This is a genomic window from Streptomyces auratus (assembly GCF_050433025.1).
GTDB classification, from domain to species: domain Bacteria; phylum Actinomycetota; class Actinomycetes; order Streptomycetales; family Streptomycetaceae; genus Streptomyces; species Streptomyces sioyaensis.
The window spans coordinates 3,230,527-3,243,041 of record NZ_JBNGCB010000003.1 but is presented as its reverse complement, the minus strand read 5'-3'; the positions used below and the strand labels follow the sequence as shown (position 1 = coordinate 3,243,041).

The window sequence follows — 12,515 nt, the reverse complement described above, 5'->3', positions numbered from 1 at the left end:
CACCCATTTCAGCCAAGGGTGCCTCGTTCCGGTAGCAGTCCCCCATCTCACCGCATGTAGAGGTCTCATGAGCGACAGACCTGCCACTCCCCAACCGTCCACCGAGGCCAGCGACGCCACACTGATCGCCTCGGTGCGTGTCGGCGACAGCGCGGCATACGAGGTGTTGTACTCGCGGCACCACAAGGCTGCCGCCGCCTGTGCCCGACGCTTCGCCACTCGCGAGGCAGACGTCGACGATTTGGTCGCCGAGGCCTTCGCCAACGTTCTGGACGTGCTGCGCAAGGGGGCTGGCCCCACCGAGTTCTTCCGCGCCTACCTACTGCGCACGATCCAGCACTGCGCTTTCCGTAGTGCCAGGGAGCAACAACGAACAGTACTCACGGATGTGTGGCACTCCAACGAGTTTGCCGAACCCGTGAGGGATGCCGCGACCGAGGCATTCGACAGCCGGGCGGTCGGCGAGGCCTTCAGATCCCTGCCCGAGCGCTGGCAGGCAGTGCTGTGGCACACCGAAGTGGAGGGCGAGGCGCCGACGGTCATCGGGGGCCTGCTGGGACTCCGACCGAACAGCGTCTCGGCACTGGCCTACCGTGCGCGTGAGGGCCTGCGCATCGCCTATATCCAGGCCCACATCACCACCATGACGGACGAGGCATGCCGCAAACACGCCGCCAAGCTGGGCGCCTACACGCGGGGCAAGCTGAGCCCGACGGAGACCGCCCTCGTGCAGGAACATCTGGACAACTGCGAGCACTGCCAAGGCCTTTACCTCGAACTGGCCGATGTCTCGTCCTCGATCCGCACGGCCGTCGTCCCGCTGTTCCTCGGCCCTGCCGCGGCCACCTATCTGCTGCGCACCCCGAGGCACGTCGCCCAGGCGCGCCATACTCGTATCCTCCACGAGGCCAAGTGGACGAGCGGCAAGGCCCTGATCGGAACGGCCACAGCCGGCGTCGTGCTGGGCGCCGGCGCCCTGGCCCTGACGCTCTCCGGAACCCACCACACCGCCGGCCACCACACGTATGCCGGAACGGTCGAACAGCCCTGGGCGCCTGGCAAGGAGCCATCGCCCTCGACGTCCCCCCGCGCGCCCTCCGTCAGCCCGACGCTGCCCCGGCAGCGTCCTGTGGCCGACGCACCAGCCGCCACGGTGGCGGAGTCGCCCGGCACCACACCAGCTCCCGGAGAGCCGACGAGCCCGAGTGCCTGGCTCGCGCGGCACGGCATTCGGTTGCCTTCCCGCGTCGATTGGGCTGCTGGGGCGCCGACCACCGACGCGGCAGACCACCCCACCGTGGGACCTACCGCCGTGGGACCGACCGTCGGGCCTGCACCGTCGGACGCGCCCGAATCCGCCTCACCCGTGCCGTCCACGTTGATGTCGTCCGAGACCGCGAATCCGAGGGCGACGCCGTCCCCTTCCAAGCCCGCGACCCCGCATGAGACTCGGACCCCGTCCGAGTCGGCATCGCCCACCGCACCCACGGCACCGAGGCCCACCCCGCCGGGCGGGGGCCGGACTGCTCCCCCCCTCCCCTCGACGGCAGTCCCCCCGGTCATCTGTTGGGTGTTCGAGCTGGACGGCCTCGACCTCACCATCGGAACGCGCTGCTCGACGACCACACCAATCCCCGTAGGTGGACCACTTCTTGAGGTCCGCCCGTCAGTGACAGCTGACCGAGGCCGCCCTCTCCCGGTTCGCCCCCTGCCGACCAGGGCTCCCAGTCCTTGTGAACCATCAGCCGTACCGGCCCCCACGAGGCCGCCCGGAACGACCAAACGGTAGTCACCACTGGGCGGCTCCGGACGGCCGAAGACCGAGGTACCGACCGATGACGAGGGCAGGGCGTAGATCCGCCGGGCGCTCGGAGCCTTGATCACCCCAGGCACTACTCCCGGTGACGTTCCGGAGGAACGACAGGCCCGCCGTTTCCATCACGCCGGGATCTTGGGTCCGCCACCATCGCGACCGGCTCCCTTCGAGCCGCCCCCGCGCACGCCCAACAGCACCAGGGTCGGGTTCGCCTCCTCCATGCCTCTCCGCGGGCGGACGCCGTCTGCCCAGACATACTCCTCGGCCCTCGACCATAGGCTTCATACCGTCGCTGTCAGCGGTGCTCCCAGCCGAGACGCCGACGACCAGGAGCAGTCCGTCCGCGTCCGAAGGATGTGCATCTTGGAACCGACTTGCCCCGGTGCACGTGGCTCAGATCTGTAGGTTCGCTGTGACCAGACAGAGGAACTTCCCGCCGCCCGGCAGGAATAGGTGATAGCGCTGACGTACTTGCTGTTCGGCGCTTCTGCGGTGGTTCCTCGGTTCAGGTCCGGGGCCTTCGCGGAAGCCGGGCCGGGGGTGGTGGTGCGGTGTCTGCGGCGCAGCCGCGGGCCTGCCAGGACTGCTGGAGAGAGACCCGTTGCACATTGCTCAGTCCTTCCCCTGTTCAATGAGCTGCTTGGTAGCCCAGGCGATCCGCGCTGCGGCAGTCCCGTTGCCATACGGGCAGGGCTCATTGGCCAGGCGGGCGACAAGTTTTCGGTGACGGGACAGGATTCCCGCGACCGCAGGAACGATCTGGTGCGGCGCAACCAGGCGGGCGAAGCCCGCCTCCATCGACTCGGCTCGTTCGGTCAAGGTGCGGACGACAACCAGCGGCCGCTTCAGAACGGTCACTTCCTCAGCTACGCCACCGGAGTCTGAGACCAGAACGGCGGCGTGCACGGCCAGCGACAGGAATTCGCGCGAGCTCACCGGATCGATGACCAATATCCGGGAAAGCACATCCTTGCAATCGGCCCTCTGCACCGCGTGCCTGGTACGCGGGTGCATCGGGAACAGCACCGGCATCCGGTCCACCAGACTGGCGAGGGCCTCGATGAGGGCACGCAGCGTCCGAGGATCATCGGTGTTTTCCGGGTGGTGGATGGTTGCCAGAATGTAGGCGTCCGGGTGCATTCCGTACCGACGCAGGAAGCCCAGCCGGTCCTCCCTGCTGGGCAGCTGCGACTCGACCGCCTCGACGATGGTGTTGCCGGTCAGTATGACGCGGTTGTTGGGTATCCCCTCGAGTGCCAGGTTGGCGTGGTTGTGCGGCGTCGCAGCACAGCACAGGTCAGCCAGGTGGTCGGTGATGACCCGGTTGTGCTCCTCGGGCGTTGTCCGGTCGTAAGACCGTAGGCCCGCGTCGATGTGGACCAGCGGTACCCCCACAGCATTGGCCGCGAGGGCACCGGCGGCGGCGGTGTTCGTGTCGCCCTGCACCACCACGGCCGAAGGCGCCAAGGCTGCGAACACCCGGCCCAGCTCGACAGTCAAGTAACCGAGGCAGTCGGCGCGGGTCATACCGCCCGCCTCGAGCCTCACCTCCGGCGTGGGCAGGCCGAGCTCGCGCCAGAACCGGCCGGACATGGACTCGTCGAAGTGCTGGCCGGTGTCGATCACCAGGGCGCTGCCGTCACCGAGCAGAGCATTCACCTCGCCGATGACCGGGGCCAGCTTGATGATCTCCGGGCGGGTACCGACGACGACCGCCACCCGATGCCGGTCGGGGACGCGGCGCCCTACCCCCGTCTCAGCTTGCCGCGGGGGCGGGATCTGAGGCCAGTTCATACGTCGCCCCGCGAAGCACGCCGTCGCCACCCAGTGATGCCGACGGCCAGGCTCACGGCTCCGAAAGCGCCAACCGCGACGGAGGAGTCGATCGGCGATCCCCCCAGGGTCTCGTCGACGCTGGTCGTCACGGGCGAGCCGTTTTTCGATGTGTCCTGCTCGGTCAGCGGCCCCGTCCCACGTGCGGTGCTGGTCAATGTACTGTCGGCTGTGCCCGACTCTGTTGCCTGCACTCCGATGGTCGCCGTACTGCCGACGGTACTGCCACAGGAGACCGGGGCCACCGCTGCCTGCGAAGCACCGTCCGTGCCGTCCCAGCTCCAGTCGAAGGTGAACTGAGCGCCACTCGTTGCCAGGTTCGAAACGCAACGCGACAACGTCTCGGGGCTGAGAGACTCGCTTGAGTCCGCCCAGGCACTACCGCCGTCATTCGATTTCCAGCCGCCGGTGTGGTCCCAGGCCGAGGTGGAGCTGAGTGACTGTTCGCAGCTCGGAGTGGCCGCGGAAGCGGTGGTCGCCCCTACGCCGCTCAGCGCGAGCCCGCTCAAGGAAAACAGCGCCGATGCGAAGCCGCGAACCACCTTTCCTGCTGTCCACGGCCGCGTCTCCATTTCCCTGCTTCTCTCGTCGCGTCCCCCACGTCTGCCGGTCCCGACAACATGGGGCTGTGATGTCAACATCCGGTCCTCGTTCTTTGTGAACACTGGCGAAACGAACCAGGCGATACAAGAGCCAGGTTGGGGTCTCGTCTCTACAGACGATCGAGGCGTTCTGCGATTGCACGCGGAGACCAACGCAGTTGTTCGCAGCAGGAGCCGGAGTTGCGCGCGCATGCAGAATCACGGCAGCCGTCCCCGTCGGACCAGCCTCCGAGAGTCAAACTCCCTAGACGAGCGGCCGCCTGGAGATCAAACGAGCCTGTGTGACTCTCCTCACATGAATGGCGTACGGCGTAAGCGATCTGGCCCCACGGTCTCTCGATTGCACACACCGCACTGCTGCGGCGGTCTACGCAGGAGGTACAGGCAACGATGGGGGCATTCCGCCAACGAAGTTGCGACAACTGGGTGCTGGCGACCGATAGAGAACTGGTGGAGGCCACCCGACAAGGGAAGATGGATGCCTATGCTGAGCTGTGGATTCGTTACGAGAATGCCGCCCTCAAACTGTGTCATAGCCTCACCCAAAGCAACGTTGACGACATCGTGTCCGAATCTTTCGCTCGGATCCTGCACCACCTGCGCGCAGGCAAGGGCCCGCACACCAACTTCCGGGCTTACCTGTTCACCACTGTCCGCACCCTGATCATCGACGCCAGCCGGGCAAGGTCCGCCGATGCGGTTCTGATCGGTGATCCAGAACGGCTTGATGCGCTGGCTGGGGCGACGAGGACACATGAGCCCTGCGACGTGGCTGACGTGGCCAAGTCTTCCTGGGACTCATTGGACGCGCTCGATCGATCCGTCGTCTGGGCAAGTGCGGTCCAGGGCTACAGCACGTCCGAGATCGGCGTGAAGCTCGGCATCCCGACACCCAAGGCCTCCGTCTGGCTTCACCGCGCCCGCAAACGGCTGCGCACCGCCTTCCTCACCGCCCATATCCCTGCAACCGATGACCCGGTGTGTGCGGCCTACCGGCGCCGCTTCGCCCCCTACCTCCAGGGCAAGTGCTCCAAACCACGCCGGACTGAACTCGCCGGCCACGTTGCGGCGTGCTCGCCATGCGCTGACGCCTTCGCGGCCGCGCGCCACGTCTACGTCCGGATGGCTCTGGCCAAGCCACGACGGGCCGGGACCCATCGAAGAGACGGACAGATCGATGGCGTCCCGGAAAGGCCGTTGGGCTGATGGGCTCCGTGGTGCTTCAGCCGCCTCCGGGCAAGTGCCTCGCGCTCACCCTGGAAGGCCGCATCGACGAGCCGACGAAATCCGCGTCATAGCGGCGGCACACCGGCCTCTCACTGCCCAGCCGTCAGCGCAAGCTCCCCGGCCTCCCCACGTTACCCCGGCTCTGTCATTCCTTCTCGCCCGTGGAGGGTCTTCGTGACCGTCACCAAGTCGCCATATGCCGACGCTCGTACGGCAACCGTCCGTCCAGGCCGCCCCCTGTCAGGGGTCATACGTGTCGACGGCTCGAAGACCGCGACGCTCATCCTGCTCGCTACAGCCGCCTCCACCCGCCGTGCCGTGAAGCTGGACAACGTGCCCGCCGACGAGGACACACTGGCAATGCTCGCCCTGATCAAAAGCTGCGGCTACCGTATCGCGCGGCCGGTCACCGGCCCAGAGACGGTGGTGATGCTGCCCGCCCCCGGCCGATCGTCGGCACCTGATATCGCACAAGCATCGCGGTTCCGCTCCTCGTACTACCTCCTCCCCGTACTACTGGCCTCCAGCGGCCAGGCAGCCTTGCCCTGGCCACCGGGCGCCGGGATCGGCGACCGCCGTATGGAGTTGCACTTCGGCGTCTACAAGGCGTTCGGTGACACGGTGGTGGTCAATGAGTACGGCTACCGAGTGCGCGCGACCGACAACAACCGCGATGAAGTTCAGATTCGTCTGCCGCGCCGATCCCGTAGCGCAAGCGTCGCAGCCATCGCTCGGGCCGTGATGAGCCAGACTCCTCTGCAACTCCGCAACCCCAACCTCAGTTCAGAGATCATCAGTCTCCTCAAATGCCTCAGCAGTTGTGGATGGAGGGTGGGGTTCAGCAAAGACGTGGTGACCGTCGGCCCACCATCGCACGGTCAAGACTGCGCACTTCCTTGGACAGTTCCGGGCGACAAGCCGGCGGCCGGGGCGCTGGCCTGTGCAGTCGCAGCCACTGGCGGGGTCGCTCGTGTAGAAGGCATCCGCGGTCGAGACCTCGCACCCGTAGTGGACGCCCTGAGGCAGCTCGGCATCCCCATCACCGAGGAGCCCGATGCCATCGCCGTCCACGCGGACCAGGTTCGTCCGACCAACCGTCCGTTGTGGGCCGTGGCTTCACTGGATCCCTATCGCTTGGATTCGGACCTCGAACCCGCGCTCATCGCTGTCGCCCTGGGCATGCCGGGTACACACACGTTCGCTGACGCCATCAACCCGAGGCGCCATGCCAAAGTGCTGTGTCAACTCACCAGGCTAGGTGCCCAGTTCGACGCCATCTCGTCCTCCCAGTGCCGCCTGACCGGACCGCAGCGGTTGACCGGCGGCATCGTGCAGGCGACCGACGACTTCGGCACCGGGTCCGCCCTCCTCGTCGCCGGCTTGACGGCCCGCGGCACCACGACCATCACCGGCTTGATCCGGCAATCGCACGCCGGCTTGCCGGCCGCGCTCCGCCACCTCGGTGCCGACATCACCGAGGTTCCGCGATGACACATCGCCACGTTCAACGGATCCTCACTGCTACCGATCTCCTTGCAGGCCTAAACCGAAGATGGACGGGCCGAGCCTCTCCCGGTCCGCTCCCAGTGACGTACCCGTTCAGCCGCCCAGAACGTGGCATGACAAGGTCATCTCATAGGTGACCAGAAGTTACGGGCCACATCCTCACCACCGTAGCCAGCCTCGCACCGACGTCGTCCCGTTCTTTCTGCTGAAATGCTGTGCCGCTAGCCGTCCGGCCCAAGTCAAGGACAGCCGTACCGGACGAGTCCCGCCGGTAGCGGGCGAGGTCGCACGCTCTCCCAAGACTGTTACACGCTCATGAGCGCCTGAAGTACAGCTCGTGCTCTGCGGCCGCCACCATCGACCGACAAGGAGGTGCGGAGCCGGCCAATTCGCCGGGAGACCCGCACCGCGGACGAACGGGAAAACGGGAACCCATATGAGCTTGCGACCAAGTTCACCTCTTCTCCTTGCGGCCGCAGCCGCAGCACTGTGCATGGCACTGACTGCCTGCGAAGCCGGAAGCGCAGGCTCCACGGGAGACGGCTCGGCCGCGGCAGGCGGTAGCGCGAAACCCACCCCGCTGTCGAGCATGTCCGCCCAGGGCCGGCAGGACAAGCTGCGCGTCATGGAGGACGCGGTCGCCGCGTGTATGCGCAAGCAGGGCTTCCGGTACGTGCCGGCCGTTCCACCGCAGTCGGATGAGACCAAGACGCCGTCGACCTACGCCGAGATGAAGGCGTACCGCAAGAAGTACGGCTTCGGCTACTTCGCCGCCTACGTGTACCCCAACGATCCGCATCTCGACGGTGCGTCCAGCACGTACACGGATCCCAACCAGGCCATCGTCGCCAAGCTCACGCCAGGCCAGAAGAAGGCCTATGACAAGGCGCTCCACGGGAACGAGAGCGAGAAGAAGGGCAACGGGGACCCCAACTCGTGCAATGCCCGGGGAGAAAAGGCGGCCGGGATCACGCGGCCCCCGGCCGGCAACGACGACCAGATCAACGCCCTGCATGAGCGTCAGCGGCAGGAGTTCAACACCGATCCCCAGCTGGTCGCCGCTGCGCAGACCTACGCCTCCTGCCTGCGCGGCAAGGGCTACATCGTGGCCGGCACCAATCCCAGCGCCGTCGAGAATACCGTGGAGGGGCCCTTCGCCCAGAAGCGAGTGCAGATGACCGACTCCTTCAGCCGGAAATTGGGCGCGGACACCGCCCGGCCGCTGATGAACAACGAGATCAAGGCAGCCCTGGACGATCTGGAATGCGGCAAGAAGTACTTCCCGCGGGCCCAAGCCCTGCAGAAGAGGCAGTCCGCCGCAATGGCCGACATCCCGGGGACGAAGGAGTACGCCGAGAAGCGCGGGCTGCAGTAGCCATGGCGACGACAAAGCAGGTACTGCTCTGCGTGGTCTCGGGTGTCGTGGTGATGGGTGTGGTGGGCTGGGCGGTGGGCAGCCAGGTGCAGTCCCCCGCGGACGCCGCCGCGGCTCACCGGCCGCCCGCCGCCTCGCTGATCACCGCCAGCGTGGAGAAGCGCATGCTGACCAGCACCGTGGTCACCCAGGGGACGGTCAGCTATGCCGCCGCCCGCCCGCTCAATTTCGCTGGAACGGTGGAGCCGTCCCGGGGAGCCGCCTCCGTCACACAGCCGCTGGTGACCAAGGTGGCGGTGAAGGCGGGCAGCAAGATCACCGAAGGTTCGGTGCTGCTGGAGGTGAGCGGTCGCCCGGTACTGGTGCTCAAGGGCGGTGTCCCGATGTACCGCACACTGGCTCGCGGAGCCACCGGCGACGACGTCAGGCAACTGCAGCAGGGGCTCACGGACATCGGTTTCCCTACTCCGGTGACCGGCACCTACGACGCGTCGACCGAACAGGCCGTGTCCCGCTGGTACGCGAGCCGCCACTACGCTCCCGCCACAGCGCCCCCCGAGCAGCCCGACTCCCCTGAAAGCAGCCAGCCGCCTTCCCCCACTGCTCCGGCCCGAACCGCCGCAAGACCCGCAGCCCCGGCCGGAGTGACCGTACCCTCAGGCGAGCTCATCTTCCTTCGGGACCTCCCGGCCCGGCTCACCAACCTGTCCGCTTCGGTCGGAGCGCCGGCCACCGGAAAGATCGGCTCGGTCTCCGGCTCCGCGCTGCAAATCCAGGGGCAGGTGATGGCCTCCGACGCCCAGCTGTTCAAAGCAGGAGCCACGGCCACCGTGCAGACCCCGGACGGCAAGCAGTTTCCCGCCTCTGTAACGGCCCTGGGCAGCGGCCGGACAGCCGGCACCAGCGGCGGGAGAGGATCTGCGGGGTCAGGGGGCGCGCCCCGCGATGCGGGCAGCAATACGTCCGGGGGCGACGGCACGCCGGCGACTACATCGATCCGGGTGGCGGTGCGGAATCCGCATGCACTTGCGCCCTACAACGGCCAGGCCGTCAAGGTCACAGTCCAGGTCGGCTCCACTAAGGGTAAGGCGCTGGTCGTTCCGGTCTCGGCGCTCTCCACCAAGGCCGACGGCAGGGCCTGGGTACGCGTCGCCCACGGCAATGGGAAAACCACCGATGTGGCGGTCACTCCCGGGCTGTCGGTGGCAGGCGAGGTGCAGGTGACCCCTGCGCAGGGTGGCGCCCTGAACTCCGGTGACCAGGTCGTCATCGGCACCCGCCAGGGGGGCGGTTCGTGATCGCGCCCCCGGCGACTGACGCCCCCCGCGAGGTGATCAGGCTGGAAGGAGTCAGCCGTACCTTCCCCTCCGAGCCGCCGGTCCACGCGCTGCGCGAGGTCGACCTCACGGTCCGTTCGGGTGACTACGTCGCCGTGGTCGGGCCCTCCGGCTCCGGCAAGTCAACCCTGCTCAACACGCTCGGCCTGCTCGACCGCCCGACCAGCGGCAGCTACCGGCTGGACGGCGTGGAGACCAACGCCCTGGGGGACGTGGACAGAACGTGGCTGCGCGGCAGCCGGATCGGATTCGTCTTCCAGTCCTTCCACCTGCTGGACCACCGCACCGTCGAGGAGAACGTCATGCTCGGCGAGGTCTATCGACGAGCGGACCGGGCCACCCGCAGACGGCGCGCGGTCGAGACGCTGCAGCGGGTCGGGGTGGATCACCGGGTCGGTTTTCGCCCCGATCGGCTGTCCGGCGGCGAACGCCAACGGGTGGCCATCGCCCGGGCGTTGCTGGGCGGTCCCTCGCTGCTGCTGTGCGACGAACCCACCGGCAACCTCGACACCGCCTCCACCTCCTCCGTTCTGGACCTGTTCGACGAATTGCAGGACCAGGGCACCACACTGCTGGTCATCACCCACGACAACCTGGTGAGCCGACGGGCCCGGCGGCGGGTGAGGATCCAGGACGGCCTTCTCACCGAGACCGACGAGTTCATCGAAGCCGCCGAGACAACACTCGTCCTCCCGACCGGAGACAGCCGATGACCGCTCTGCGCGCCCGCAAGCGGCGCCCGCGATCCAAGCGACCGGTCATGCACTGGCGCGACCTGGTGACCGAGGTGCTGGCGGGGGTACTGGCCCGCCCGGTCCGCTCGACGCTGACGACACTGGGCACGGTGCTCGGCATCACCACCCTGGTCATCACGCTCGGTGTCGGCGCCACCGCCGGCAACCAGATCAGTGGCAAGTTCACCGCGGCCGAGGCGACCCGGCTCACCGCCACCATTCCCGAAACGGCTCAGCCACGCGACCCCACCGCACCACCCGTGGTGTCCTGGGACGCCCTGCCGCAGCTCACCAGGTTGAACGGCGTCGTCACCGCCGCTGCGGTGGCCCAGCCCTCGAACATGTCCAACACATCGGTGCGCTCGAACAACCTGATCGACCCGCTGGGCGACAGCGCGCAGACCCTGCCGGTGGTGGCGGCGAGGGGGGCTCTGCCGGCAGCCGCCCAAGCCCGCGTGCGGCAGGGCCGGTTCTTCGACGAGGGCGACGACCAGCGAGCCGAACGGGTCGCGGTGCTCGGCGAGCAGGCCGCACGACAGCTGGGCATCTACCGGCTCGACAGCCTGCCGGCCGTCTTCATCGGCAACGACGCCTTTCTCGTGATCGGCATCCTGGGGGACATTCAGCGGCCCGACGCCGCGACACTCGCGTCCTCTGTCATCCTGCCCCCCAAGACAGCCGCGCAGCGTTTCGGGATCTCGCGGGTCACTTCCGTGCTCGTCACCACCCGGCTCGGTGCCGCGCCGCTGATAGCCCGGCAGGCCCCCCTGGCCCTTTCACCCGGTAGCTCGGAGAAGGTACGGGTGCTGGCCCCGCCCAACCCAGCGACGCTGCGAGCGGGAGTGGAGCACGATGTCAACGGCTTGTTCCTGATCCTGGGGCTGGTGTCACTCGTGGTCGGCGCCATCGGCATCGCGAACGTCACCCTGGTGACGGTGATGGAACGGGTCGGCGAGATCGGCCTGCGCCGGTCACTGGGAGCCTCCCGGCGGCACATCGCCGCCCAGTTCCTGGCCGAGTCAACAATGATCGGCCTGATCGGCGGGATCATCGGGGCAAGCCTCGGCATCGTAGCGGTCGTCGGCGTCTCTCTCGTCCAGGACTGGACACCCGTGCTGGATATGCGACTGGCCCTCGGAGCACCGGTGTCCGGAGCACTGGTCGGCCTGGTGGCAGGTTTGCACCCGTCGCTCCGGGCTGCGCGGATGGAGCCGGCGGAGGCGCTACGCGCCGGTACATGAGAGCGGGCCCCCGCCCGATCATGAGCAGGTGGGGGCAGAGTGACCGTTGCGTAACACTTATTCCCAGCCGATCAGTTTGAGCCAAATCCACGTGATACTTCCGCCATGGCAAGGGTGCTACTCATCGAGGACAACCCGTCGATGCGCGAGGGCCTCGTCCTCGCGCTGCACCGATTGGGCCACGCTGTACACGCCACGGCATCGGGCGAGGAGGGCCTGTCGGTGCTTCCAGATTTCCGGCCCGATGCCGTTGTGCTCGACCTGATGCTTCCGGGAATGCACGGCCACGAGGTCTGCCATCGGATCAGGGCCTTCTCGCAGGCCGCCATCGTCATGTCCACCGCCTGCGGGCAGGACCAGGACATCGTGCTGGGACTGGAGGCCGGCGCGGACGACTACGTGGTGAAGCCGGTCACGGCCCGCGTGCTCGACGCACGCCTCCGAGCGGTGCTGCGCCGGGTGGACTCGACGACCAGCGTCACGCCACCGTCGGTGGAGATTCACGGGCAGTTGAAGATCGACCGGGCAGGATGCCGCGTCTGGCTCGACGAACAACCCGTCGACCTCGCCTACATGGAACTGCGCCTCCTGCTCGAACTGTCGGCGGCCCCCGGCCGGGTCTTCAGTTTCCAGCAGTTGCTCGAGTCCGTCTGGGAACACCGTGACTACGGAGACCCACGGCTGGTGATCGCGTGTGTGTCCAGGCTGCGCAAACGGATCGAGGACCCCTCCGGTGGACAGCGGTACATCCACACCGTCCGAGGCGTCGGTTACCGGTTCGGCCTGCGGTGAGGCGCCCCCTACGCACTCTTCCGTCCAGTCTGCGGCTACGCCTGATCCTGGC

Annotated in this window: 10 protein-coding genes and 1 pseudogene; 9 read left to right on the top strand and 2 right to left on the bottom strand. The window is 67.5% G+C overall.

Features of this window, described 5'->3' with window-relative positions:
* Positions 1 to 67: 67 nt before the first annotated feature.
* A complete protein-coding gene (locus BKA18_RS33945; protein ID WP_366047306.1) occupies positions 68 to 1,789 on the top strand; it encodes a sigma-70 family RNA polymerase sigma factor in 1,722 nt (573 codons plus the stop codon).
* A 291-nt stretch (positions 1,790 to 2,080) separates the two neighbouring features.
* Here BKA18_RS33945 and BKA18_RS33940 read toward each other — a convergent pair.
* Both BKA18_RS33940 and wecB read right to left on the bottom strand, forming a co-directional pair.
* Positions 2,081 to 2,196, bottom strand: a pseudogene (locus BKA18_RS33940) (IS5/IS1182 family transposase); the annotation flags it as partial.
* Positions 2,197 to 2,428: 232 nt separating this feature from the next.
* Positions 2,429 to 3,535: a non-hydrolyzing UDP-N-acetylglucosamine 2-epimerase gene (gene wecB, locus BKA18_RS33935; protein ID WP_366047305.1), complete on the bottom strand. Its 1,107-nt coding sequence runs from the start codon at positions 3,533 to 3,535 to the stop codon at positions 2,429 to 2,431.
* A 285-nt stretch (positions 3,536 to 3,820) separates the two neighbouring features.
* On the opposite strand from wecB, the gene BKA18_RS33930 reads away from it, so the two are divergent.
* The 8 genes from BKA18_RS33930 to BKA18_RS33895 all read left to right on the top strand — a co-directional run bounded on the left by BKA18_RS33930 (position 3,821) and on the right by BKA18_RS33895 (position 12,463).
* Entirely contained in the window at positions 3,821 to 3,949 is a 129-nt protein-coding gene (locus BKA18_RS33930) for a hypothetical protein (RefSeq protein WP_366047304.1), read from the top strand.
* 692 nt (positions 3,950 to 4,641) lie between these two features.
* Positions 4,642 to 5,457, top strand: a complete 816-nt coding sequence (locus BKA18_RS33925) for an RNA polymerase sigma factor (RefSeq protein WP_366047303.1) — start codon at positions 4,642 to 4,644, stop codon at positions 5,455 to 5,457.
* Between the two features lie 195 nt (positions 5,458 to 5,652).
* Positions 5,653 to 6,969, top strand: a complete 1,317-nt coding sequence (locus BKA18_RS33920; protein WP_366047302.1) for a UDP-N-acetylglucosamine 1-carboxyvinyltransferase — start codon at positions 5,653 to 5,655, stop codon at positions 6,967 to 6,969.
* 604 nt (positions 6,970 to 7,573) lie between these two features.
* Positions 7,574 to 8,359 (top strand): hypothetical protein, encoded by a 786-nt coding sequence (locus tag BKA18_RS33915; RefSeq protein WP_366047301.1) that lies wholly within the window; start codon positions 7,574 to 7,576, stop codon positions 8,357 to 8,359.
* A gap of 2 nt (positions 8,360 to 8,361) precedes the next feature.
* On the top strand, positions 8,362 to 9,657 hold the full coding sequence (locus BKA18_RS33910) for a peptidoglycan-binding protein (RefSeq protein ID WP_366047300.1): 1,296 nt from the start codon (positions 8,362 to 8,364) through the stop codon (positions 9,655 to 9,657).
* Entirely contained in the window at positions 9,657 to 10,409 is a 753-nt protein-coding gene (locus BKA18_RS33905; protein WP_366047320.1) for an ABC transporter ATP-binding protein, read from the top strand. The genes BKA18_RS33910 and BKA18_RS33905 overlap by 1 nt, the downstream gene beginning before the upstream one ends.
* Positions 10,406 to 11,671, top strand: a complete 1,266-nt coding sequence (locus tag BKA18_RS33900; protein ID WP_366047299.1) for an ABC transporter permease — start codon at positions 10,406 to 10,408, stop codon at positions 11,669 to 11,671. The genes BKA18_RS33905 and BKA18_RS33900 overlap by 4 nt, the downstream gene beginning before the upstream one ends.
* Positions 11,672 to 11,776: 105 nt before the next feature.
* The gene (locus BKA18_RS33895) at positions 11,777 to 12,463 is read left to right on the top strand and encodes a response regulator transcription factor (RefSeq protein ID WP_366047298.1); all 687 of its coding nucleotides are present in this window, start codon (positions 11,777 to 11,779) and stop codon (positions 12,461 to 12,463) included.
* Positions 12,464 to 12,515: the final 52 nt, after the last annotated feature.